The sequence below is a fragment of the Burkholderia semiarida genome (assembly GCF_029268935.1).
Classification (GTDB): Bacteria; Pseudomonadota; Gammaproteobacteria; order Burkholderiales; family Burkholderiaceae; genus Burkholderia; species Burkholderia semiarida.
Window position 1 is genome coordinate 415,811 of sequence record NZ_JAHLCL010000001.1, and the last position, 24,138, is coordinate 439,948.

General features: G+C 66.5%; 23 protein-coding genes. 10 read left to right on the top strand and 13 right to left on the bottom strand.

What is annotated here, in order from left to right:
• Positions 1-79 precede the first annotated feature (79 nt).
• Complete coding sequence (locus KPB06_RS01900) at positions 80-1,006, bottom strand: LysR family transcriptional regulator (RefSeq protein ID WP_006482291.1); 927 nt, start codon at positions 1,004-1,006, stop codon at positions 80-82.
• A 116-nt stretch (positions 1,007-1,122) separates the two neighbouring features.
• On the opposite strand from KPB06_RS01900, the gene pobA reads away from it, so the two are divergent.
• From pobA to KPB06_RS01935, 7 genes are all read left to right on the top strand, one after another.
• Entirely contained in the window at positions 1,123-2,355 is a 1,233-nt protein-coding gene (pobA, locus tag KPB06_RS01905) for a 4-hydroxybenzoate 3-monooxygenase (protein WP_275905283.1), read from the top strand.
• Between the two features lie 143 nt (positions 2,356-2,498).
• On the top strand, positions 2,499-3,215 hold the full coding sequence (locus KPB06_RS01910) for a 3-oxoacid CoA-transferase subunit A (RefSeq protein WP_034205770.1): 717 nt from the start codon (positions 2,499-2,501) through the stop codon (positions 3,213-3,215).
• A gap of 69 nt (positions 3,216-3,284) precedes the next feature.
• Entirely contained in the window at positions 3,285-3,941 is a 657-nt protein-coding gene (locus KPB06_RS01915) for a CoA transferase subunit B (RefSeq protein ID WP_059581289.1), read from the top strand.
• An 88-nt stretch (positions 3,942-4,029) separates the two neighbouring features.
• Positions 4,030-5,403: a 3-carboxy-cis,cis-muconate cycloisomerase gene (locus KPB06_RS01920; RefSeq protein WP_059581285.1), complete on the top strand. Its 1,374-nt coding sequence runs from the start codon at positions 4,030-4,032 to the stop codon at positions 5,401-5,403.
• Positions 5,403-6,188 carry a 3-oxoadipate enol-lactonase gene (gene pcaD / locus KPB06_RS01925; protein ID WP_059581282.1) on the top strand — a complete coding sequence of 262 codons (786 nt, stop codon included), beginning with the start codon at positions 5,403-5,405 and terminating at the stop codon, positions 6,186-6,188. The genes KPB06_RS01920 and pcaD overlap by 1 nt, the downstream gene beginning before the upstream one ends.
• Before the next feature lie 9 nt (positions 6,189-6,197).
• Complete coding sequence (gene pcaC, locus KPB06_RS01930) at positions 6,198-6,584, top strand: 4-carboxymuconolactone decarboxylase (protein ID WP_059581279.1); 387 nt, start codon at positions 6,198-6,200, stop codon at positions 6,582-6,584.
• Between the two features lie 222 nt (positions 6,585-6,806).
• Entirely contained in the window at positions 6,807-8,165 is a 1,359-nt protein-coding gene (locus KPB06_RS01935) for an MFS transporter (protein WP_059581277.1), read from the top strand.
• A gap of 130 nt (positions 8,166-8,295) precedes the next feature.
• Here the strand turns inward: KPB06_RS01935 and KPB06_RS01940 are convergent, their stop codons facing one another.
• From KPB06_RS01940 to KPB06_RS01970, 7 genes are all read right to left on the bottom strand, one after another.
• The gene (locus tag KPB06_RS01940; protein ID WP_059581274.1) at positions 8,296-8,544 is read right to left on the bottom strand and encodes a hypothetical protein; all 249 of its coding nucleotides are present in this window, start codon (positions 8,542-8,544) and stop codon (positions 8,296-8,298) included.
• A 108-nt stretch (positions 8,545-8,652) separates the two neighbouring features.
• A complete protein-coding gene (locus KPB06_RS01945) occupies positions 8,653-9,270 on the bottom strand; it encodes a LysE family translocator (RefSeq protein WP_059581272.1) in 618 nt (205 codons plus the stop codon).
• A 128-nt stretch (positions 9,271-9,398) separates the two neighbouring features.
• Positions 9,399-10,607: an MFS transporter gene (locus KPB06_RS01950; RefSeq protein WP_275905284.1), complete on the bottom strand. Its 1,209-nt coding sequence runs from the start codon at positions 10,605-10,607 to the stop codon at positions 9,399-9,401.
• 107 nt (positions 10,608-10,714) lie between these two features.
• A complete protein-coding gene (locus KPB06_RS01955) occupies positions 10,715-11,026 on the bottom strand; it encodes an ectoine synthase (RefSeq protein ID WP_275905285.1) in 312 nt (103 codons plus the stop codon).
• 402 nt (positions 11,027-11,428) lie between these two features.
• The gene (locus KPB06_RS01960) at positions 11,429-12,163 is read right to left on the bottom strand and encodes a polysaccharide deacetylase family protein (RefSeq protein WP_226093816.1); all 735 of its coding nucleotides are present in this window, start codon (positions 12,161-12,163) and stop codon (positions 11,429-11,431) included.
• 23 nt (positions 12,164-12,186) lie between these two features.
• A complete protein-coding gene (locus tag KPB06_RS01965; RefSeq protein ID WP_155634572.1) occupies positions 12,187-12,339 on the bottom strand; it encodes a hypothetical protein in 153 nt (50 codons plus the stop codon).
• Positions 12,336-13,490 (bottom strand): glycosyltransferase, encoded by a 1,155-nt coding sequence (locus KPB06_RS01970; protein WP_099318156.1) that lies wholly within the window; start codon positions 13,488-13,490, stop codon positions 12,336-12,338. The genes KPB06_RS01965 and KPB06_RS01970 overlap by 4 nt, the downstream gene beginning before the upstream one ends.
• 493 nt (positions 13,491-13,983) lie before the next feature.
• Between KPB06_RS01970 and KPB06_RS01975 the strand changes: the two genes are divergently transcribed.
• The 3 genes from KPB06_RS01975 (at position 13,984) to KPB06_RS01985 (ending at position 18,858) form a co-directional block, all read left to right on the top strand.
• On the top strand, positions 13,984-15,282 hold the full coding sequence (locus KPB06_RS01975) for a dicarboxylate/amino acid:cation symporter (RefSeq protein ID WP_104013227.1): 1,299 nt from the start codon (positions 13,984-13,986) through the stop codon (positions 15,280-15,282).
• 456 nt (positions 15,283-15,738) lie between these two features.
• Entirely contained in the window at positions 15,739-17,673 is a 1,935-nt protein-coding gene (locus KPB06_RS01980) for an SMP-30/gluconolactonase/LRE family protein (protein ID WP_059581258.1), read from the top strand.
• A 342-nt stretch (positions 17,674-18,015) separates the two neighbouring features.
• Positions 18,016-18,858: a peptidylprolyl isomerase gene (locus KPB06_RS01985; protein WP_081066504.1), complete on the top strand. Its 843-nt coding sequence runs from the start codon at positions 18,016-18,018 to the stop codon at positions 18,856-18,858.
• 31 nt (positions 18,859-18,889) lie between these two features.
• On the opposite strand, the gene KPB06_RS01990 is transcribed toward KPB06_RS01985, so the two are convergent.
• From KPB06_RS01990 to KPB06_RS02010, 5 genes are all read right to left on the bottom strand, one after another.
• A complete protein-coding gene (locus KPB06_RS01990; RefSeq protein ID WP_059581256.1) occupies positions 18,890-19,327 on the bottom strand; it encodes a GNAT family N-acetyltransferase in 438 nt (145 codons plus the stop codon).
• A gap of 42 nt (positions 19,328-19,369) precedes the next feature.
• Positions 19,370-20,326 carry an LAPAL motif-containing putative phage structural protein gene (locus tag KPB06_RS01995; RefSeq protein WP_099318158.1) on the bottom strand — a complete coding sequence of 319 codons (957 nt, stop codon included), beginning with the start codon at positions 20,324-20,326 and terminating at the stop codon, positions 19,370-19,372.
• 287 nt (positions 20,327-20,613) lie between these two features.
• Positions 20,614-21,648: a MerR family transcriptional regulator gene (locus KPB06_RS02000; protein ID WP_104013225.1), complete on the bottom strand. Its 1,035-nt coding sequence runs from the start codon at positions 21,646-21,648 to the stop codon at positions 20,614-20,616.
• A gap of 82 nt (positions 21,649-21,730) precedes the next feature.
• Entirely contained in the window at positions 21,731-23,197 is a 1,467-nt protein-coding gene (gene xylB / locus KPB06_RS02005; protein ID WP_104013224.1) for a xylulokinase, read from the bottom strand.
• Positions 23,194-24,129: an AraC family transcriptional regulator gene (locus KPB06_RS02010; RefSeq protein WP_060968105.1), complete on the bottom strand. Its 936-nt coding sequence runs from the start codon at positions 24,127-24,129 to the stop codon at positions 23,194-23,196. The genes xylB and KPB06_RS02010 overlap by 4 nt, the downstream gene beginning before the upstream one ends.
• Positions 24,130-24,138: the final 9 nt, after the last annotated feature.

Below are 24,138 nucleotides of genomic sequence, written 5' to 3' on the forward strand. Positions count from 1 at the left end.
GGCCGCCTGCGGCGGCCGATATCCGGGCATTGTTTCATGCTTTCGCCGGTCGTGCGTGCGGGCCGCCGCGCGTGCTTCTTCACTTCGGCCATTCGTCCTGCTCGTCGTTGAACAGCGACGCGACGACGCCGCGCAGCCACGCGGTGCGCGGGTCGTTGTGGTACTTGCGGTGCCAGTGCTGCTTCAGGTCGAAGCGCGGCAGCGCGAGCGGCGGCTCGACGGGCACGATGAACGCGTGCTCGGCTGCATACGCATAGCCGATCGCGTGCGGCACCGTCGCGATCAGATCGGTGCGGCTCAGGATGAACGGCAGGCTCATGAAGTGCGGCGTCTCGAGCACCGCGCGGCGCTGCATGCGCTGCTTCGCCAGATATTTCTCGAGCACCTCCTGGCTGCGGCCCTCGGCGCGCACCACCGCGTGTCCGCACGCAAGGAACTGCTCGACCGTGAACGGCGGCGTCTGCTCGAACGGATGGCCGCGCCGCATCAGGCAGACGAACCGGTGCGTGAACAGCCGCTGCTGGAAGAAGTTGTTGCCGTCGAGATCGGGGAAGTAGCCGACCGCGAGATCGATCGACCCGGCCTCGAGGCCGCGTCCGACTTCGTCGTGCGCGAGCGAGACCGAACGCAGGTTCGCGTGCGGCGCATGCGTCGCGAACGCCTGCAACAGCTTCGGCAGGAACACGATCTCGCCGACGTCCGACAGCGCGATCGAGAACGTATGCGTGCTCGCGGCCGGGTCGAAATCGTGCGGCGCGACGAGGCCGCGCTCGATCTGCGCGAGCGCGTCGCGGGCGGCCGGCAGCAACGCGAGCGCGCGCGGCGTCGGCTCCATCCCGCGCGACGTGCGCACGAACAGCGGATCGCCGAAGTACTCGCGCAGCCGGCCGAGCGCCGTGCTCACGCGTGGCTGGCTCACGCCGAGCAGGTCGCCCGCGCGGCTCACGTTGCGCGCGTCGTCGAGGGCGACGAGGTAGGGAATCAGGTTCAGATCGAGCGCATCCATCGCCGGGCCGGTATCTCCAGAACGTATACAACATATCTCCTGAATCGCGTTGCCGCATAGTCGGGAAAGCGCTGAAATGTGTTTCATTACTCGAACCAATGTTCTGGAGACGAACAATGCGCACCCAAGTCGCGATCATCGGCGCCGGTCCGTCCGGCCTTCTGCTTTCCCATCTGCTGCGCCTGCAAGGCGTCGATTCGATCCTCGTTGAAGCGCGTTCGCGCGAATACTGCGAGAACCGCATCCGCGCCGGCGTGCTGGAGCAGGGCACGGTCGACACGCTGAACGAAGCCGGCCTCGGCGACCGGATGCGCCGCGAAGGGCTCGAACATCACGGCATCGAGCTGCTGTTCGACGGCCAGCGGCACCGCATCGACCTGTCCGAACTGACCGGCGGGCGCGCGATCACCGTCTACAGCCAGCACGAAGTCGTGCGCGACCTGATCGCGGCCGGCGTCGAACACGGCCATCAGATGCATTTCGAAGTCAGCGACGTCGCGCTGCACGATGTCGAAAGCGAGCACCCGTTCGTCACGTTCAAGCACGCGGACGGCCGTGCGGACCGCATCGATTGCGATTACATCGCCGGCTGCGACGGCTTCCACGGCATCGCGCGCCAGACGATTCCCGCCGAGCGGCTGAAGACGTTCGAGCGCGTCTATCCGTTCGCGTGGCTCGGCATCCTCGCCGACGCGGCGCCGTCGCTCGACGAGCTCGTCTACGCACATCACGACAACGGTTTCGCGCTGTTCTCGATGCGCTCGCCGACGGTCACGCGCCTGTACCTGCAGTGCAAGCCCGACGAGGATCTCGCTCAATGGTCCGACGCGCGGATCTGGGACGAGCTGCACACGCGCTTCTCGAACGACACCGGCTGGACGCCGACCGAGGGCCGGATCACGCAGAAGAGCGTGACGCCGATGCGCAGCTTCGTGTCGGAGACGATGCAGCACGGGCGCCTGTTCCTCGCCGGCGACGCCGCGCACATCGTGCCGCCGACCGGCGCGAAGGGCATGAATCTCGCGGTGGCCGACGTCCGCGCGCTGTCCCGCGCGCTGGGCGCGCGCTACCGGACGGGCGACGCGGCGCCGCTCGAGCGCTATTCGGCGACCTGCCTCGAACGCGTGTGGCGCGCCGAGCACTTCTCGTACTTCATGACGAACATGTTGCACGCGTCGCCGGACGATTCGCCGTTCGTCAATCGCCTGAAGTTTGCCGAGCTGAAATACGTGACGCGCTCGCGGGCCGCCGCGCAGTCGCTCGCCGAAAACTACGTCGGCCTGCCGTTCGACGACGCGACGGCCCCCGAGGGAACCCGCCTTGACAATGCGCTGTGCGCGCCCCTATGATCGGCTCATCGTTCGCTAATCGAATCTAGGTTCGATTAGCGAACAAATGCCGAGGTCGACGAAGGCCTCCGGCGCGGCACGCGGCACGCGCGTGTCCCCTCGACAGGCCGCGCACGAGCCGCGGGTTCGCATCAGGAAGAGACATGGTCAACAAGATTTTCGAATCGCTTCAGTCGGCGGTCGCCGACGTCCACGATGGCGCGACAATCATGATCGGCGGTTTCGGCACGGCCGGCATGCCGTCCGAGCTGATCGACGCGCTGATCGAACAGGGCGCGCGCGACCTGACGATCGTCAACAACAACGCGGGCAATGGCGAGACGGGCCTCGCGGCGCTGCTGAAGGCGAAAAAGGTGCGCAAGATCATCTGTTCGTTCCCGCGCCAGAGCGACTCGCAGGTGTTCGACGCGCTGTACCGCGCGGGCGAGATCGAGCTGGAACTCGTGCCGCAAGGCAACCTCGCCGAGCGCATTCGCGCGGCGGGCGCCGGCATCGGCGGTTTCTTCACGCCGACGGGCTACGGCACCAAGCTCGCGGAAGGCAAGGAAACGCGCGTGATCGACGGAAAGCCGTACGTGTTCGAGACGCCGATTCACGCCGATTTCGCGCTGGTGAAAGCGTACAAGGGCGACCGCTGGGGCAATCTCGTCTATCGCAAGACCGCGCGCAATTTCGGACCGATCATGGCCAGCGCCGCGAAGGTCGCGATCGTCCAGGTGTCGGAAGTCGTGCCGCTCGGCGCGCTGAACCCGGAACACATCGTGACGCCGGGCATTTTCGTGCAGCGCGTCGTCGAGGTGCCGCAGGCCGCGCACGCGGCCGAGCTGGCCGCCGAACACGCTGCATCGCAAGCCGCCTGACCGGCCTGGAACTTTGTATGGGACCGGAGTAAGCGCTGAAGCGCCAACTCCGGTCGACAGGAAATCGACATGAAACGACTGACCCGCGATGAAATGGCCAAGCGCGTCGCCCAGGACATCCCCGAAGGCGCGTACGTGAACCTCGGCATCGGCGTGCCGACGCTGGTGGCGAACCACCTCGACCCGAGCAAGGAGATCTTCCTGCACAGCGAGAACGGCTTGCTCGGCATGGGCCCGGCGCCCGCGCCCGGCGAGGAAGACGACGAACTGATCAACGCCGGCAAGCAGCACGTGACGCTGCTCACTGGCGGCGCGTATTTCCACCACTCGGATTCGTTCGCGATGATGCGCGGCGGCCATCTCGACTACTGCGTGCTCGGCGCGTTCCAGGTGTCGGCGAGCGGCGACCTCGCGAACTGGCATACGGGTGCGCCCGACGCGATTCCGGCCGTCGGCGGCGCGATGGACCTCGCGATCGGCGCGAAGCAGGTGTTCGTGATGATGGAGCACCTGACGAAGCAGGGCGAGAGCAAGATCGTCGCGCAGTGCTCGTATCCGGTCACCGGCGTGCAATGCGTGAGCCGCATCTATACGGATCTGGCCGTGCTCGACGTGACGGCCGACGGCCTCGCGGTGAGCGAGATCTTCACCGACCTGTCGTTCGACGAACTGCAGAAGCTGACCGGCGTGCCGCTGATCGACGCGACGCAGAAGGCCGCCGCCTGAACGGCAAGCGTGCCGGTGCGCGCATTCGAGCGCACGCCGGCACGCTTGGGTAGACAATAGGCGCACGCCGTTTCCCCATCTTGATGCCATGCTCGAAGACAGCGCCCGCCTGACCTCCCTGATCTGCGGCACCGAGCCGCTCAACCGGATCTGGTCGCCCCGCGCGACGATCCAGCGCATGCTCGACGTCGAGGCCGCGCTCGCGCGTGCGCTCGCGGCGCAGCAGGTGATTCCCGCCACCGCGGTCGCGCCGATCGAACGCGCGTGCGACGCCGGCCGGCTCGACGCCGATGCGCTCGCGCACGGCGCGGCGCTCGGCGGCAATCTCGCGATTCCGCTCGTCAAGCAGCTCACCGCGCAAGTGAAGGCCGACGACCCCGAGGCCGCGAAGTTCGTGCACTGGGGCGCGACCAGCCAGGACATCATCGATACCGCGACCGTGCTGCAGTTGCGCGACACGCTGGACGTGCTCGAGCCGATGCTCGACGAAGCCTGTGCGTCGCTCGCGGCGCTCGCGCGCACGCATCGCGCGACGCCGATGATCGGCCGCACGTGGCTGCAGCAGGCGCTGCCGATCACGCTCGGCCTCAAATTCGCGCAGTGGCTCGACGCGCTGCTGCGCCATCGCACGCGTTTCGCCGAGTTGCGCGAGCGTTTGCTCGTGCTGCAGTTCGGCGGCGCGGCCGGCACGCTCGCGAGCCTGCGCGAACACGCGGCCGGCGTGAGCGCCGCGCTCGCGTCCGATCTGAATCTCGCGCTGCCGGCCGTGCCGTGGCATACGCAGCGCGACCGCATCGCGGAAGCCGCGGCGTGCTTCGGCATGCTGACCGGCACGCTCGGCAAGATCGCGCGCGACGTGTCGCTGCAGATGCAGACCGAAGTGGGCGAGCTCGGCGAACCGGCGGCCGCGGGCAAGGGCGGCTCGTCGACGATGCCGCACAAGCGCAACCCGGTCGGCTGCGCGGCCGTGCTGACGGCTGCCGTGCGTGCGCCGAACCTCGTTGCGACCGTGTTCACGGGGATGGTGCAGGAGCACGAGCGCGCGCTCGGCGGCTGGCAGGCCGAATGGGACGCGTTGCCCGATCTCGCCCGCCTGACGGGCGGCGCGCTCGCGCAGGTCGCGCAGATCGTCGCGGGCCTCGACGTCAACACCGAACGCCTCGCCGCGAACCTCGACCTCACGCACGGGCTGATTCTCGGCGAAGCGGTGATGCTCGCGCTCGGCGACAAGATCGGCCGGCTCGATGCGCACCACGTCGTCGAACATGCGTCGAAGGAAGCCGTGCGCACCGGCGCGACGCTGTTCGACGTGCTCGCGGCCGACGCAACCGTATCGGCCCACCTGTCGCGCGACGCGCTCGCGCGGCTGCTCGATCCCGCACATTACGTCGGCGAGGCGCAGGCCTACGTCGACGCCGTGCTCGCGCTGCACGCGGGCGCGAAACAACCAGGAGAACATTGATGCCTTTCGCCACTGTCAACGGCGTGAAACTGCATTACCGGATCGACCGTGCCGCGCGCGACGACGCGCCGTGGCTCGTCTTCTCGAATTCGCTCGGCGCCGACCTGCAGATGTGGGCGCCGCAGATCCGCCCGCTCACGCAGCACTTCAACGTCCTGCGCTACGACACGCGCGGCCACGGCCATTCCGACGCGCCGGCCGGCTCGTACACGATCGACCAACTGGCGGGCGACGTGATCGGGTTGCTCGACCATGTCGGCATCGAACGCGCGCATTTCTGCGGGATCTCGATGGGTGGGCTGACGGGCGCCGCGCTCGCCGCGCGCTACCCGTCGCGCATCGTGCGCGCGGTGCTGTCGAATACCTCGGCCAAGATCGGCTCGCCGGAAGTGTGGGTGCCGCGTGCGCAGAAGGCGCGCGCCGAAGGGATGGCCGCGCTCGCTGGCGCCGTGCTGCCGCGCTGGTTCACCGACGCATTCGTCGAGCGCGAGCCGCGCCTGTTCGACGCGATCCGCGACACCTTCGTGCATACCGACAAGGACGGCTATGCGGCGAACTGCGACGCGCTGAACGCGGCCGACCTGCGCGAGGAAGTGAAGGGCATCGCGCTGCCGGTGCTCGTCGTGACCGGCGACAAGGACATGTCGACGCCGCCCGACCAGGGCCGCGCGCTGGCTGCCGCGATTCCCGGCGCGCGGCATGTCGAATTCGACGCCGCGCACATTTCGAACATCGAGTGCACGGACGGTTTCAACCGTGCGCTCGTCGAATTCCTGACTGCGTGAGGCCCTGCGATGGACGACCAGCAACGTTATGAAGCAGGGATGAAGGTGCGCCGCGCGGTGCTCGGCGATGCGCACGTCGACCGCTCGCTCGAGAACCGCACGGAGGTGACGGAGGAATTCCAGAACCTGATCACGCGCTATGCGTGGGGCGAGATCTGGACCCGCGACGGGCTGCCGCGCCATACGCGCAGCCTGCTGACCATCGCGATGATGGTCGCGCTGAACCGCGGCGAGGAACTGGCGCTGCACCTGCGCGCCGCGCGCAACAACGGCGTGACGCGCGACGAGATCAAGGAAGTGCTGCTGCAGACCGCGATCTATTGCGGCGTGCCGGCCGCGAATTCCGCGTTCCATCTCGCGGACAAGATCTTTAAAGAGCAGGATGGGGCCGCCTAGGCGGGGCCGCGCAAGACGGCCGGCCGAGTGCCGGCGGCGATCCGATCGCACGGCCGCTGATGCTGGCGAGCCGTGACGATCAACGAGCGCACCGGCAGCGAATCGGCGCGTGAACGAAGGAAAGGCGCGGCCACGAGGCCGCGCTTGTTGCATATATATCAATGTTGGATGCGACCGGTTCGAGCGCTGACGCGCCCACACCGGCCGACAAGGAGACAAGCGATGAACCGCACACCCGTGGTCGATGTCCAGACCTTCATCAACGAGCAGCCGTTCGGCGGCTTTCAATGGCTCGTGTTCCTCATGTGTTTCGTGATCGTGCTGCTCGACGGCTTCGATACGGCCGCGATCGGCTTCATCGCACCGTCGCTGCTCGGCGAATGGAACCTCACCAAACCCGATCTCGCGCCCGTGTTGAGCGCCGCGCTGTTCGGCCTGGCGTGCGGCGCGCTCGTGTCGGGCCCGCTGTCCGACCGGCTCGGCCGCCGCTCGCTGCTGCTCGGCTCGGTGTTCCTGTTCGGCGTCGCATGCCTGATGTCCGCGTTCTCGAACACGATCGGACACCTGACCATCCTGCGCTTCATCACCGGCGTCGGGCTCGGCGCCGCGATGCCGAACGCGGTCACGATGATGGGCGAATTCTGCCCGGACAAGCGCCGCGCGACCGTGATCAACCTGATGTTCTGCGGCTTTCCGCTCGGCGCCGCGTTCGGCGGTTTCCTCGCCGCGTGGATGATTCCGCATTTCGGCTGGCGCAGCGTGCTGGTGCTCGGCGGCGTGACGCCGCTGCTGCTCGGCGTGCTGTTGCTGCTGAAGATGCCGGAATCGGTACGCTTCATGGTCGCGAGCGGCCAGGGCATCGACAAGATCCGCGCCACGCTCGCTCGCATCTCGCGCGACGCGCTGAACGCCGGCTCGTTCGCGCTGACCGAAGCCGCGCCGCAGACCGGCGGCAAGGGCCTCGGCGTCGTGTTGTCGCGCTCGTACATCGTCGGCTCGGTGATGCTGTGGCTCGCGTACTTCATGGGCCTCGTGATCTTCTACGCGTCGATCAACTGGATGCCGATCCTGCTGAAGGATGCCGGCCTGACGCCGAAGAGCGCGACGCTGATCTCGGCGCTGTTCCCGCTCGGCGGCGTGGGTGCCGTGCTGTGCGGCGTGCTGATGGACCGCTTCAACGCAAACCGCGTGATCGCCGTGTGCTACGCGCTGACGGCGGTGAGCGTGTATGCGATCGGGCAGGCGGCCGGCAACGTGGGGCTGCTGGTGCTGGTGGTGTTCGTGGCCGGCGTGCTGATGAACACCGCGCAATCGTCGATGCCGGCGCTGGCCGCCGCGTTCTATCCGACCGAAGGGCGCGGCACGGGCGTCGCGTGGATGCTCGGCGTCGGCCGCTTTGGCGGGATCGCGGGGTCGTTCCTCGTCGCCGAGCTGACGCGTCGGCATTTCTCGTTCGCGGGCGTGTTCGCGACGATCGCCGTCGCGGGCGTGCTCGCGTGTGTCGCGCTGCTGATCAAGCAGTTGGCGCGGCCGCATGGCGTGGCGCAGCCGGCAGGGAAGATCGAGTCGCTCGGGCATTGAGCGACCGGGGGCCGGTATGTTGTGCCGGCCCAGTGATGATGGATTCGGGGCAGTTGCAAGCAGATCGACCGACGCACGACAGCAGACCAGGCCGCCTTCGCGGCCCGTCGACATTCCGGCGGTCGCACCGTTACTCTTCCGCGTCGTGTTCCTTGACGAAGTTGCGCAGATACGCGCGCAACGCGGCTTCCCGGCGGCGATGATCGTCGTGGTTCGCGGCGCCCATTTCCTCCTCGTCGCCGAACAGCGTCGGCGGCGCACAGTAAGTGCCGACTTCGATGTTCTCGCGCAGCACGCGGATATCGTGCGTGAGCGGATGATATTCGGCGATCCAGTGCATGCCTTCGATGTGCTCGCCCGCTCTCAGCATTGGCTTCATCGGCAATCTCCATACAGAGCAGCGGCGCAACCGCCGAAGCGGTTGCACGCGCCCGTATCGAAAGGGTACGCCTGCCTCACGTGAAGCTCAACGGGCGCTTGTGAGCGCTTACTGCGGCAACAGATGGGCGACGAGCGGATACAGCGACAGGATCAGCAGAACGGCCATCGTCACGTTGAAGACGCGCAGCGCGCGGGGATTCGACAGGAAGCGGCGCAGGCCCTGGCCGAACGCGGCCCACAGGCAGATGCACGGGAAGCCGATCAGGATGAACACGACGGACATCCATGCGGCGTTCATTCCGTAGTCGGCGGACAGGCGGACCGTCGTCGCGGCGGTCAGCACCATCATCCACGCCTTCGGGTTGACCCACTGGAACGCGGCGGCTTCGATGAACGTCATCGGCCGCGGCTTGGCGCCGTGAGCCTTCACTTCGCCGGAGGTGCCGATGCGCCATGCGAGGTACAGCAGATAGGCGACGCTCGCGGCTTCGAGGACGGTGTACAGGACCGGCACGCGACGGAACGCTTCGCCGAGACCGAAACCGACGCAGAGCATCAGGATCGCTACGCCGATGCTGATGCCGAACAGGTGCGGCATCGTGCGGCGGAACCCGAAGTTGACGCCGGACGCGAGCAGCATCGTGTTATTGGGGCCGGGCGTGATCGACGTGACGAGCGCGAACAGCATGCCGGCTGGCAGCGCGCTGAGGGTGAGGAATTCCATCGCGGATTCTCCGTTCGGGTTCGAGGCTGGGATGGAGTCAGTGTAGCGACGGTTTTCTGTACAGTACCGGTACAGTTGGATTGACGAATGCCGGTACGGGGAGGGGGTGAAGGTTGGTAGGCGCCCGTTTATTTGTGTGGGCTCTCAGAAAAGATGTGGTCTTTTCGAACGCGGGGCGCGAGCGAGACCAGCAACCCGAGGCAACCCATGCACACGGACAGCACCATGATCACCGTGTCTGGTCCGAAACGCGTCGAGAATACGCCTACCGCGACGCCCGCGAGCGGCTGTGTCATGTTGTTGAGGAGGATGACGACACCCGTCGTCTTGCCGTAGTCGTGTGCGGGGATGATCTTCTGCCGCGTGCTGCGGATGTACACGTTGAACATCTTGTCGAACCCGACGATCAGCAGGAAGCCGAAAACGTACCCCGCAATTCCGGTGCTGGCTGCCGCGATCACGCCGCCGACACAGATCGAACCGAAGCCGACGAGGCCGAGGACGCGCCGCGGGACATGCAACGTCGCCGTCATCAGCAGAATCGCGATCGTCACGCACGCGCCTGCCGTTTGCAGTCCTGCGTAATAGCGTCCGCTTTCGTGATGAAAGCCGGTGACCATCGCGGCGGATGTCGCGAGCGTGACGCCGATCACGAGGTTCTCCGCGGCAGCCAGCATGATGACGGACTTGAGGCCGGGCAGATGGACGACGTGAGACAAGGCCGCCTTGATCGGCTTGAACCAGGTGCCGTGCGAACCTTCCGGCATCGCGAATTCGAACGCGCTGGCCTTTTGCCAATAGGCGAGCGCGACGTCGGCTGTGACGAACAGCACGGCCGCGGCCGCCACGACGAATTCCCAGCGCCACCAGGACAGCAGAATCGCCGCGAGCATGGGGCCAAGCACCAGGCCAAGCTGATCGGCCAATTGCGAATACGACAGCACTTTTTCGAAGCGATGGCTGCTGAATATCTGCGGCAGCATCACCTCGCGCGCAACGATGCCCTGACTCGTCAGCATGCCGCACAACGCGGACAGCGCGATCAGCCATCCGATGCCGCCGACGAGGTCGTAGGCGGCGACGCCCGCGACGCATACCGCCGCGCGGAGAACCTGACTGACGCGCATCAGCTTCGTGGGCGAATACCGGTCGCAAAGCGCGCCGAGAAACGGGAAGCACAGGTATCTCGGTAGTGTTTCGAGCGAAAACGCGATGCCCGACCAGGACACGCGTCCTGTCATCTGGAAGATGACCAGCGGCACGAGAAACAACAGAATCTGGTCGGCGAGGCGGGCAAGGAAAAGCGAATGAAAAAAGGCTTGATGCTGGGCACGCACGAACGGTCACCTTTCTTTTGCGCGGAGCACGCGATGCATGCGCGCTCCCGCGGACGTTGCCGGGAGGGCTGCTACCCCGGGGCCTCCCGGAATGAGCGTATCGGGCCTCAGTAATCGGATGCTTCTGCAGACTCCAGGTTATGCCGTTCGTGTCCCTTGAGCGGGGGATTGAAGACGCTGACAAGCACCAGATCCCCGTCTTTGCCGCCGCGCAGATAATGCTGGTCGTGTTGATCGAGCACGTAGATGGTGCCCGGGGGGATCGGAAAGACGTTGCCGTTCGTGTCCTCGACCTCGCCTTCGCCCGCAATGCAATAACAGGCTTCGAGATGGTTGCGGCATTGCAGCAGCGATTCCGTCCCCGCACGCACCACCGTATGGCACACGCCGTAGCCCATGCCGTCCTTTTCCGTCAACAAGCGACGACTTGTGCCGGACCCCATTCGACAAGCAGTCCGTCTTTCTCGACATCTCTCAGGTTTCCGACAAACAGCATTCCTTTCCTGTGTGTAAGAAATTATTGTCCTGCTCTCAGCGGAAGCGAACCCACGAAGAAGCAAGCCAGTATCCGTAACTGGATGGCCCGCTAGATCATGTAGTTTTTCAACGTTAACAGCGGACGGCCAGGCTGGTCAAGGACGGAATATGGGGGGAATTTCGGGTGCTTATCCAAATCTGACTTGAGCGTGTTGAGGGCGGAACTGAATAAGTGTGTTGTAGTTTATCTACATTTTCTGTGGGCTGCGTGGCTTGTGGTCGACAGGACGATTCGCGCTGGCCGGCTCTCGTTCCTGCTCACCGCGTCGATCTGACGGCGAGGGTTACCCGCCCGCCGCAACCCGTCCCTTCACACACTTGAACCACAGCCTCGCAGCCCCCACCCCACCCGCGACCGGAATCCGCGGCAACAGAAACGAATCGTCGGTCGCACCGGCGCATCCGCGCCGGGTCGTCGTCGCATTGCCGTAACCGGCGGCGATGACCTGGTCGCGCACGCGTGCGTCGAGATCGCCGTACGGATAGCAGAACGATTCGACGCATTGGCCGCTCAGCATTTCGAGCTGCCGCTTCGATTCGGTCAACTGAAACGCCGATACATGTGACGGCGCGTATGAGAGGGCCACATGATCGAGCGTATGCGAGCCGATTTCATGGCCGTGATCGCGCCACGTGAGCATGTCTGCGCACGTCATCAGCGGCGAGCGCGCAGTCGGCGCACCGGCATCCCAGTCGTTCGCGCCGCCGAACCGACCGGCGACGAAATAGCAGGTCGCGGTGAACCCGAGCGCGTCGAGCACGGGCATCGCATGCGTCAGCACGTTGAGAAAGCCGTCGTCGAACGAGATGCCGAAGACCTTGCCCTGCCGTTCGCCGCGCAGGTACGGCTGCAGTTCGCGCACGCTCAACCCGCGGTAGCCGAGCCGCCTGAACAAGGTCATCTGGCGGCGGAACGCGTCGGGCGCGACGCTCAGGCTGCGCAGTCGGTCGGTCGGCGGCGGGAGCGGGCGGATCTGGTGATACATCAGGATCGGATAGCGTGGGGTGCGCGCAAGCATCGGTGGATCGCAGGAAAGTGGGGTTATGCGGCCTTGCGGAAAATCCGCAGGGTCTTGAAGTCGCCGATCTCGGCGAAATCGGCATGCGCGGCCCACTTCGCGATGATCGGCTCGGCTTTCCGGTAGGCCGACGATTCCTTGTGGCGCCGGTCCCGGTACTTCTTCCAGATATTCATTGCCATTTCGCGGATCTCAACGAGGTCACCCAGCGGGAGGAGTTGTGTCGAACCGATTGCTGATAAACGGACAAGGTCGCGTCGACGAACGCGTCGAACGAGAACTCTCGCTTGCCTTTCAGCCGCGCGCTGCGTCCCATCGCGCGGACGCGGCCCGGATCCTCCGCGATCGTGCGCAGGATCGCTTCGATCGCCGCGGGCTCGCGTGGCGGGACGACCCAGCCGTCCACGCCCGGCTCGACGTTCTCGGGCAGCCCGCCCACGCGCGTCACGATCGCGGGGCAGCCGAGCGACATCGCTTCGCGGCATGCATACGACAGGCTCTCGTGATACGACAGCACGAACGACACGTCGATGATCGAGAACGGCGCCCGCACATCGTCGAGTCGCCCGGTGAACGCGGTACGCGACGCCATGCCGTGCCGCGCGAGCTCCTCGCGCTGTTCGCCGGATGGCTCCGCGCCGACCAGCAGCACGCGAAACCGCTCCCGTTCAGTTTCGGGCAGGCGGCCGAGTGCGGCGATCAGGTCCATCCAGCCTTTTTCTGGCGCGGTGCCGGCGCTGCTGCCCAGCACGATCGCATCCGCGCCGGCCGCGCCGAACAGCGCGATCTTGCGGCGGCGGATCTCGTCGGCCGCCAGTCGTTCGGCAGCCGGCCGACGCACGCCGTGCTTGACCACCGTGACGTTGCCGTACGGCGAGCGCAGCGCGAGCATGCTCGCGACGTAGTCGCTGACCGCGATCGTGTGGTCGGTGGCCAGCCGGGCGCGCAGGAGGTTGCCGAAGCTGTCGGCGCGATAGGTGTTGTGCTTGGTCAGCACGACCGCGGGCCGATACCGGCAACCGAGCAGCGCGAGCATGACCTGCCGGTGATCGGCGGACCCGTTCACATGGATCACATCGAAGCGTTCGGCGGCGATCCGCTGGCGCAGCCGGAGAATCTCGCGGCACAGCCGGTTCCAGCGCGGCTTGAATTCCATGTCGAAGATGGCCACGTCGGGAGTGCCCTTCAGCAGTCGCGACAAGCGGCTGCCTTCCGGCGACGCGACGGTCACGCGGTGATGACGGCTCATCGCGACGGCGAGATCGCGGACGTAGGTGTCCTGTCCGCCGCCATAGTCGCCGTGGAAGTTGGTGTAAAGAATGTTCATCACGATGCCGCTTTTTCCCGATCCTTCATTTCAAGGAATACTGACGAAATGAATAACTCGGCCTGATGGAAGCCATGGCGCGAACGCGGTGCCGCATTTCCGGCTCGGAATTGCGCGTTGACGTCGCTGCACGTTGTCAACGCGAATCATTTCCAAATATTACAGACCGTTTACGTGCCGTAGTGTCGAGGTCTGCGCAGGTTTGTGAGAATGTGTCGCGATCGCTTGATCGTGTCGCTGCCTGCGTGACGATTTCGGCAGGCCGGGCGTGGCAGGCGTCCCTTTCCCGGCGGGTTCAGGACGCAGATCAACCCGTGCTGCTTTCAGATTTGAAAGCCGGCGAGCCATTTGCGTTAGAATGCCCCCCCTGTCCGCCATGGCGAGCGCCGATGGCGGGGAGGTCGCACCCAGAGAGACGTGGGTTTCGATTCGCAGCCGGACGCGGAAGCTGTGCCAGCCGTTAGCAACATACGCTTTGTGATTTGGATTACTAATGAAGAAGAAGCACAACATCACCAGGTACATCGTCGTCGCGATGATGCTGGGTATCGCCGTGGGTTATGCCTGCCATAGCGCGTTTCCCGACCCGAAGATGGCGAAGGAGGTCGCCGGGTACGTGTCGTTGCTGTCCGATGTGTTCCTGCGCCTGATCAAGATGATCATCGCGCCGCTGGTGTTCGCGACGCTGACCGTCGGCATCGCGCAGATGGGCGACGGCAGCGCGGTGGGCCGCGTGGGCGTCAAGGCGTTCGGCTGGTTCTTCATCGCGTCGTTTACGTCGCTGCTGCTCGGCCTGCTGACCGCGACGATCCTGCAGCCCGGCAGCCACCTGAGCCTGCCGCTTCCGGCATCCGATGCGGCACTCAACCTGAAGACGGGCACGTTCACGCTGAAGGATTTCGTCGTGCACCTGGTGCCGAAGTCGATCGCCGAGGCGATGGCGAACAACGAAATCCTGCAGATCGTCGTGTTCTCGATCTTCTTCGGCTCCGCGCTGTCCGCGCTCGGCGAAGCGGGCAAGCGCCTGACCGCCGTGATCGACGATCTCGCGCAGGTGATGCTGAAGGTGACGGGCGCGGTGATGTGGTTCGCGCCCGTTGCGGTGTTCGCGGCGCTCGCGTCGACGATCACGACCGAAGGGCTTGGCATCCTGCTCACCTTCGCGAAGTTCATGGCGAGCTTCTATCTGGCGCTCGCGCTGCTGTGGGCCGTGCTGACGCTCGCCGGCGTGACGTTCCTCGGCAAGCGCGCGTTCACGCTGCTCCGGCTGATCCGCGAGCCGTTCCTGCTGTCGTTCGCGACGGCCAGCTCCGAGGCCGCGTATCCGAAGCTGCTGGACGCGCTCGACCGCTTCGGCGTGAACCGCAAGATCTCGAGCTTCGTGCTGCCGATCGGCTATTCGTTCAACCTCGACGGCTCGATGATGTACTGCACGTTCGCGGTGCTGTTCATCGCGCAGGTGTACGGCATCCATCTGCCGCTCGGCACGCAGATCACGATGCTGCTGATGCTGATGGTGACGTCGAAGGGGATGGCCGGCGTGCCGCGCGCGTCGCTCGTCGTGATCGCGGCGACGCTCAATCAGTTCAACCTGCCCGAAGCCGGCTTGCTGCTGATCATGGGCGTGGACATGTTCCTCGACATGGGGCGCTCGGCCACCAACGCCGTCGGCAACTCGATCGCGGCGGCCGTAGTCGCGAAGTGGGAAGGGCAGCTCGACGCGCCGCGCGATGGCGACGATCCGGACGGCGCGCGCGTCGCCGAGGTGAAGGTGAGGGAAACGTCGGCTTGACGCACGGCAATGCGGTGGCGCAAACGCTGCATTGCCTGACCCGCAGCAAATGATATTCGCCGGCCTGGATTCGACACGGATTCAGGCCGGCGTTTTCGTTTGGGGACAGTGGATTTTACCCGATACTGCCGAAATGGCATTCGCCGTTTCAATCTATCGTCGTTGAATCCCCGGCGATATTCCCGGCGGCGAATGCCTGATTTTCTCCATTTCCGATCTGACGCGTAAGTGACCATTTACTGACGCGAAGCCGCGCTCGCCGCAAGCGCGGGCGATTCGCAATTTTTTTCGATTTATATAACGCTATTCTCGCCCTGCGCATTATCGAACGTATGCCGTACGTCATACCGACTGCGCCGGATGATTCAGGGAAGAATTTACATCTCGCGGACTTCAAGCCATCTGGCCGGCCGATCCTTCATGTGAATGTTTGTCTCATTCAGGAGAGCCTCCGTCATGGTCGCCAGACAACGAATCCGGGCCGCGCTTGTTGCCGCGGCGATCGCCGCATGTGCATCCGCCGCGCATGCAGCCAACACGACCGACTGGATCGCGAACACGTACGGCACGCTCGCGGCGCACGTCGGCAACGTGGCGCGCGCGATGTGGGTCGCACCTGAAGGCGTGATCTACACGGCGTCGATGTGGGACGAGGACGAAGGCGGCGTCGCGATCTACCAGAACGGCAAGAGCATCGGCTCGATCGGCGCGCATTCGGAATTCCAGGGCAGCGCGATCACGGGCAACGCGACATCGCTGTTCGTCGCGCTGCAGCCCGGCAAGACCTACGGCAGCGGCGCGGTGGGGCGCTACAACCGCGCGACGAAGTATCGCGACCGCGTGATCCAGATCAGCGCGGCAACCAACCAGCCGCGCATCGACGTCGTCACCGGGCTCGCGACGGCCGGCTCGCTGTTGTATGCGAGCGATTTCTACGGCAATCGCGTGCGCGTGTTCACGACCGATGGCGTGTGGCAGCGCGACATCGGCGTGTCGGCGCCGGGCGCGCTCGCGGTGGACGGCGCGGGCAACGTGTGGGTCGCGCAGAAGCGTGCCGGCTCGATCGTCGGCTTCAGCCCGGCCGGCGCGCTGCTGAACACGATCCGCATGCCGGCCGGCTCGCAGCCGTCGGCGCTGTATGTCGACGCGGCGGCCGGGCAACTGCTGGTGGGCGACGAAGGCCCGGACCAGAACATCAAGCGTTATTCGATCTCGGGCCGGCCGGCGCTCGTCGGCACGTTCGGCGTGCGCGGCGGCTATCTCGACACGGCGACGGGCATCAAGGGGCAGGTCGGCCCGCAACGCTTCACGCGTATCGTCGGGATCGGCAAGGATACCGGCGGCAATCTCTATGTGCTCAACAATCCGTGGGGCGGCAGCTGGGATCTCGGCCGCAACGGCGCGACCGACATTCACGCGTACAGCAGCACCGGCAGCCTGCGCTGGACACTGCAGTCGCTGAACTTCGAAGGCATCGCCGCGCCGGACCCGGTCACGGACGGCGCGCTGTTCTACGGCGGCACGCACATCTACAGCGGCAGCGCAGGCGGCAAGTTCGTCGCGAACACCGTCGACCCGTTCACGTATCCGTCGGACCCGCGCATCAACATGAGCGATACGCAGCGCGACGAACACTTCGGGCTGCTCACGTCGGTCGGCGCGAACCGGATTCTCGTCGCGGCCGGCCAGAACCCGCCGGTCTTCTACTTCTATCATTTCAACGCGGCGAACGGTTACGTCGCGATTCCGGACGGCTCGCTTCCCGGCCCTGCGTTCAACACGACGCAGCGCGTGACGGGCGGCTTCAGCCTCGACAGCCAGGGCGGCGTATGGGCCGGCCTCGACAAGACCGGCGCGATCACGCATTACCCGCTGACCGGCTTCGACGCGAACGGCAAGCCGTCGTGGGGGCCCGGCGTCGCGACCCGCATTCCGGCCAGCATCCAGCCGCTCACGCGCATCGTCTATCTTGCGGACAGCGACACGATGGTGCTCGCGCAGGGCGCGCTCGGCAGCAACGACTGGACGTCGATCGGCACGCGCATCGAGGTGTATCACGGCTGGCGCGCGGGCAACACGACGAAGCCCGACCCGGTGATCACGCTGCCGCACAGCGGCGCGAAATCGATCGACGCGGCGGGCAACCATCTGTTCGTCGGCTACTGGTTCAGCAGCAGCGGGCCGCTGTGGCCGAACGTCGACGCATTCAACCTGACCACGGGAAGCCTCGACACGACGCTGGTCAACACGAGCCCCGCGACCGTCGATACCAGCAGCGCGATCGATGCGATGTACAGCATCCGTGCGTATCGCCGGTCGAACGGCGAGTACGTGGTGATGAAGAACAACGTGAAGGGGAACAGCATCACCGTGTACCGGTGGACGCCCTGACATCGATCACGCATGCGCGGCCGCTGTCCGCCGGCCGTGCCCGCGCGGCAACGACGGAATTCACCGCGTGTCGCCGGACGTCCATCGTGCTTCCACGCAATTTCCGCATCGCGCGTGCGTAATGAGCGGCGTGCGCAACGCGCGCCTCACCGCCCGCCGGGCGGCTGTTCCCGACCACACGGCGCGGAAAGCCCGATCCGGGCACAATAGCGGCGGCACCGGCGGGAGTGCGCGTGCACACGACGATGAACCGAATCGACCGACCGGTTGCGCCGGCACATTGCCGCGCCGGTGAACTTGCGCGGCAGCCCGATGCCGCGATTTTTGAGCCGAAGTGACGACATGACGAAAATGAAAACGACACCGAACCGCCTGTTGCTGATCGCTGCGCTAGCCGGCGCGCTGACGGGCCCCGTCCACGCGGAAACGGCGGCGGGCGCGGCGACCGTCGCGACCGTCAACGGCACGCCGATCACGCAGGCCGACGTCGATACGCTGCTGCGCGCGTCCGGGCAGGCCGATTCGCCGCAGATCCGCGAGGCGATCAAGAATCAGCTGATCACGCGCGTGCTGGTGCAGCAGGCGGCCGAGAAGGCCAACTACGCGGACAAGCCCGAGGTCAAGGCGGCGATGCAGCAGGCGAAGGTGACGGCCGAGGTGCAGCTGTACCTGCGCGACAACGTGAAGCCGGAGCCCGTGACGGACGAGCAGGTCAAGGCGCGCTACGACGAGCTCGTCGCCGCGCTCGGCAAGAACGAATACAAGCCGCGCGTGATCGTCGTCAAGGATCCGGTCGCGGCGGCCACCGTGCTGAGCGAGTTGAAAGCGGGCAAGTCGTTCGACGGGCTCGCGCGCCAGTACAGCGTCGCGCCGAGCCGCGATACCGGCGGCGAGCTGCCGTGGGTGAGCTTCAACACGCCGGCGGCGGCGGGCAAGACGGCCGGGTTGCCGCTGCCGGTCGCGCAGGCGCTCGAGAAACTGCCCGTCGGCGCGGTGACGAAGGATTCGATTCCCGTCGATGGCGTGCGGGCGATCGTGAAGCTGGATGCGAAGCGGCCGACGCAGGTGCCGGCTTTCGAAACCGCGAAGCCGACGCTTCAGCAGCAGTTGCAGGCGATCGCGGTCGAGAAGGCGAGTGCGCAGATGATCGGCAACCTGCTGAAGGGCGCGAAGATCACGCAGTAACAGAAATGTGGCGGCGTCGAAACGACACGTGTCACGCGCGGCGGATCATGTTCGCGCTCGTATCGGTTTCCGATACGACGCGAAAGCCGAGCCGTTCGTAGAGCCGCCGCGCCGGGTTGCCGTGCAGCACGCTCAGCGATACGGATACGCGCTCGCGTGCCGCGTCGGTCAGCAATGCGTTCAGTACGGCCGCGCCGATTCCACGACCCTGGCACGCGGGAAGGATCTGGATCTGATGGACGTGCCATTCGCCGGCCGCGCGCGTCACCTTCAGCAGGCCGATGGCGTCGGCGCCTTCGCAGACGATCATCGCGTCGTCGAAGTTCGCGCGGATGCGTCGGTCGTGTGCTTCGTCGTCGGTCGGCGCGCCGACGCGCTGCAGGTGCTCGGTCATCGTGAGTCGACGGAGCGTCAGCAGGAAGGGGAGGTCTTCCCGCGAGGCGGCACGCAGATGGATCGCCGGTTTCATGAGTGGTGAGAAGTTGCGTCGGGCGCGAGGCGGCGACGTGGATCAGAGGCCCGACAACGGAATCTGCAGGCCCGCCGGGCGATGTTCGAGGACATCCGTGACCTCGTATTCGGTTTTTGCGCCGTCCGAAGTTTGCCACTGCTGCATACGGACATTGCACAGGAGCACGTCGCCCTTGCTGAAACTGATCTGGCTGTTGTTCACGCGCGACAGGAAGCCGGCGTCGGTGATCGTCGCGTGAATCGTCGACGTGCCGTCGTACAGCCGCCACTTGTTGTCGTCCTTGAACGCGAGCGACACGATCGAGAACGCCATCTTGCGATGCTCGTCGAGCAGCAGCGCATCGGCTGGCTCGGGCGCGTGAAACCATGCGATCTCGTTGCGGGCGACTGTCTCGTACACCTCGGTATCGGTGCCCGCCGCGAAAATCTCGATGCCTTCGCGCGCGAGCGGCGCAAGCACTTGCGCGGTTGCACGGCGAACGCGGACGTCGCGCAGCAGTGTGAGCACGGGCAGGTCGATCTCGAGTGTGTCGCCATCGACGTGCAGCACCGCGGTGTGGTCCTTCATCCGCACGTGCGTGATCTCGCGCCCGCGCAGCCATTTGAGGACGGCGAAAAGCCCCTTCCTCGCCTTGGGTGCGGCAATGCCCAGCGCGGTCAGGATCGTGACCGCATTGGCGAGCGCCGTGCCTTCGCTGCCGCTCAGCAGATCGCGCATGCGGCCGAGCAGCGAGGTGGCGAGCGTGAAGTCGATGCCGAAGCTGCCGGTCTTGAAGCTGCCGCGCACGTTCACCCGCGGCCGAACCTGATCGCCGCACAGGGCGCGGGTCGACGCGTCGAGCAAATCGCCGAAGGCGAGCAGCGCGGGCGCGAGTTCGCGCACGTCCATCTCGGACGATTCGAGCGCGGGCCCGTCGTACGTGATGCGGAATCGGCTCATCGCGTCGAAGGGGCCGATATCGGCCGGGGCGGTGCTGTTTTCATTGCGTGCGGTCATGTGGAATGCTGGCGGCAGAGGTGGACGATACCTCGGAACGAACGGTTTCGGATGCCCTTCATCGTAGGGGCGATCGTCCGGCCGCGCGCGTTTTTGGCCATCCGGACAAGACGGCTTGCTGACCCGTCCAATAGCGCCCGGCAAGCACCGGACTTTTCCGAACCTTTCTCGGTCACGATCGCAGGCTTGCGGGCACGCCTGTCGTCCAGGTCGATTTCTACCTGCTTGACGCGTGCCGCCAGGTTCGCCGACGGGGCGGGCCGGCAAATCTTCTCTTCTGCTGCCTATCAGGCCTGACAGCGCGCCGCTTCCGGCCGCCGCGCGACCCGCTCCCGAACTTCCGGCGCCGCCAGGCACGTGGCCACGGCTTCATACCCCGGCGCGCCCGGGTAAGGCGCCACGCGCACAGGCGGGCTGTGATTGGCCGGGCACAGCAGAATGGTTTCGTCGGGGCCGACCGCCGCGAGATCGAGGATCGCCGACGAGCGCGTCAACAAGAACAGCGGCCGCATGCCGGCGGCCGCGCATTCGCGCAGATGCGCGATCAACGCCAGTTGCGTGGCGCGATCGAGATCCTGTTCGATCATGTCGACGATCCGCACGCGCGGGCTTGCTGCTTCGAGGCCGACGAGCAGTGCGGTCAGCGCCGCCGACGGCGTCGCGCCTTTGCCGATGAGCAACGCCGACGTGCGGTCGACACGCGACTTCAGTTCCGGATCGGCACGCAATGCATTCGATGCGGCTGCACCATCGTCGTCGAGCCGATCGAGGCCGACGAACACGGCGCCGGGCAGCGCGTCGGCCAGCCGAAGCGCGAGCCGCGTCTTGCCGCTCCCGAGCGAACCGATGATGTAGTTCAACGGCCGGATATCGCGACACTCGAACCGTTCGCCGCCCCACGGCCACGGCAGGCTGAACGCGACGCCGGCGCTGCCCGTGTCGAGCAGCCGCGTGAGTTCCCCGTCCGCCGGCATCCGTCCCCGAGCCAGGCCGGCGCGCATCGCACGCACGCGGTCGAGCTTGCTCACGAGATCCTGAATTCCGCGATCGAGCGCCGCTTCGTGAGCGCCGAGCGCTGCATCGAGGCTGCGCGCATCGCCGCCGAGCACGCGCGCCACCTGCGCGAGACCGAGGCCGAGCTTGCGCAGCGCCGCGATGTCGGCGGCGCGCGCGAGGTCGTCCGGGCCGTACGCGCGGTAACCGGCCGGCGTGCGCTCGGGCGTGACGAGGCCGTGCCGCTCGTACAGCCGCAGCGCCTTGATCGAGACGCCGAGCCACGCGGCGGCGGCCGATGCGTTCAAACGGGGCGTGGAAGAACCCATCCGTCACCTCTTTGCTGTCGATTCGTTGCGGTCAGCATAAAGGCGATCCCAAGGGCCGGGTCAAGCGCGATCGCTCTAACGCTCAGTCGGCGGCCGCGAACTCATCCCGCAGCGCGCGATACAGCCGCCGATACCGTGCAAGCCGCCCCGCCAGCAGATCGACCGACGCGGCATCGGGCGCGACCGTTTCCGTGACGGGCGGCGCGACACAGACTTCCGCGAGGGTGTCGCTCGTCGCAGCCAGCCGCGCGAGCCGCGCCGCGCCGAGTGCCGCGCCGACCGCGCCGTCCGCGTGGCGCTGCATCGCGAGCCCGGTCGCATTCGCGCACAGCCGCGCCCAGAACGCGCTCTTCGAGCCGCCGCCGATGAACGACACCGCGTCGAGCGTCGTGCCGGCCGCGCGCAGCGCGTCGTAGCCGTCGGCCATCGCGAACGCGACGCCTTCCATCACCGCATACGCGAGGTCGTCCGCACCGTGTTCGTTCGACAGCCCGAAGAACACGCCACGCGCATGCGCATCGTTGTGCGGCGTGCGCTCGCCGCCGAGATACGGCAGGAACAGCGGCGCGCGGGCCGAATCGGCGCGTTCGGCACACGCCGCGAGCACGCCGGGCGTCGTGCCGTGCGCGCGCGCGAGCCAGTCGAGGCTCGCGGCGGCCGACAGGATCACGCTCATCTGGTGCCAGCGCCCTTCGACGCAGTGGCAGAACGCGTGCACGGCGGCGTCCGGATTCGGTGCGAAGCGGTCGTTGCCGGCGAACAGCACACCCGACGTGCCGAGCGACAGGAAGCCGCTGCCGGCGCCCGTGACGCCCATGCCGATCGCGGACGCCGCATTGTCGCCGGCACCGCCGGCGATCGTCACGGGCCCGGCGATGCCCCATTCGCGCCGCAGCGTGTCGCGCAGTTGCGCGGCGGCCGCGTTGCCTTCGACGAGGCGCGGCATCTGCGCGCGCGACAGCTCGGTCGCGGCGAGCATCCGGTCGGACCAGTCGCGGCGCGCGCAGTCGAGCCATAGCGTGCCCGACGCGTCGGACATGTCGGACACGAATTCGCCGGACAGCCGCCAGATCAGGTAGTCCTTCGGCAGCAGCACCTTGTGCACCGCGCGAAACACGGCCGGCTCGTATTTCGCGAGCCACAGCAGCTTCGGCGCGGTGAAGCCGGGCATCGCCATGTTGCCGGTGATCGTGCGCGATTCCGGCACCAGCGCCTCGAGCTCGACGCATTCGGTGCCGGCGCGCGTGTCGTTCCACAGGATGGCGGGGCGCAGTACCTGGTCCGCGCGGTCGATCAGCGTCGCGCCGTGCATTTGCCCGGACAGCGCGATGCCGCGCAGCGCGGCGAAGCCGGCCGGGTGCGCGGCCCGCACCGACGCGATCGCGTCGAGCATCGCGTGCCACCACGCCTGCGGGCTTTGTTCGGACCAGTGCGGATGCGGACGGCTGATCGACAGCGTGGCCGAGCCGGTCGCGAGCGGGACCGATCGGGAATCGGTGAGCAGAACCTTGACCTCGGACGTGCCGAGATCGATGCCGAGATATGTCACGTATGGAGCGTCCTGTCTGGGGCGCGCGGCGGCGCGCGTCGCGGGGGCGGCGCGTCGTCGCGGCCGTGCGGTTCGTTGAGCCGGTGCAGCGCGCGGAACTTCGACGGCGGCACCTGCTTCATCGCGAGAAACTGACGGTTGAAGTTCGACAGGTTGTTGAAGCCAACCCGGTAGCAGATGTCGGTCACCGTCAGGTCGGAAAACATCAGCAGCTCGCACGCCTCGTTGATGCGCAGCCGGTTCAGGTAGCGCACGAACGACGAGCCGGTGTGACGCCGGAAAAACCGCGTGAAGGTGCTCACGCTCATGCCGGCGAACGCGGCGACGTCGGCTTCGCGCAGCATGCCGGGCAGGTTCTGCTGCAGGTACGACAGCACCTGGTTGATGGTCGACGACATGTAGTGCTGCGCGTCGCTGCGGTAGCCGGGGCCCGCGAGCACGCGCCGCTCGCGGCACGACGACAGCCGGTCGAACAGCGACATCAGGATCTCGACGCGCCGGCAGCCGTGCGCGTTAGCGAGTTCGAGCATCAGCGGCGCGACCTCGATGCCGACGCGATCGGGAAACTGCACGCCGCGCGCCGCGTCGTCGATCAGCTCGATCACCGGCTGCAGCTCGCTGAACGCGTCGACCATCTTCTCGATCGCATCGCGCGAGAACTGCAGCACGACGTCGCGCGACGGCACGCGTTCGCCGTCGGCGAGCTCGCTGACCCAGTTGTGCGGCAGGTTCGGCCCGGTGACGATCAGGTTGCCGGGGCCGAAATCGCCGATGTGGTCGCCGACGAACACCTTGCCGCGCGACGCCTGGATCAGGTGAATCTCGTACTCGGGATGGAAGTGCCACTTCGCGACCGAATGCGGATAGTCGTGGACCCACGCGCGGAACGATTCGTCGCGGTGGGTGGGAACGATCTCGAGATCCGGGTTCATCGTGTGCTC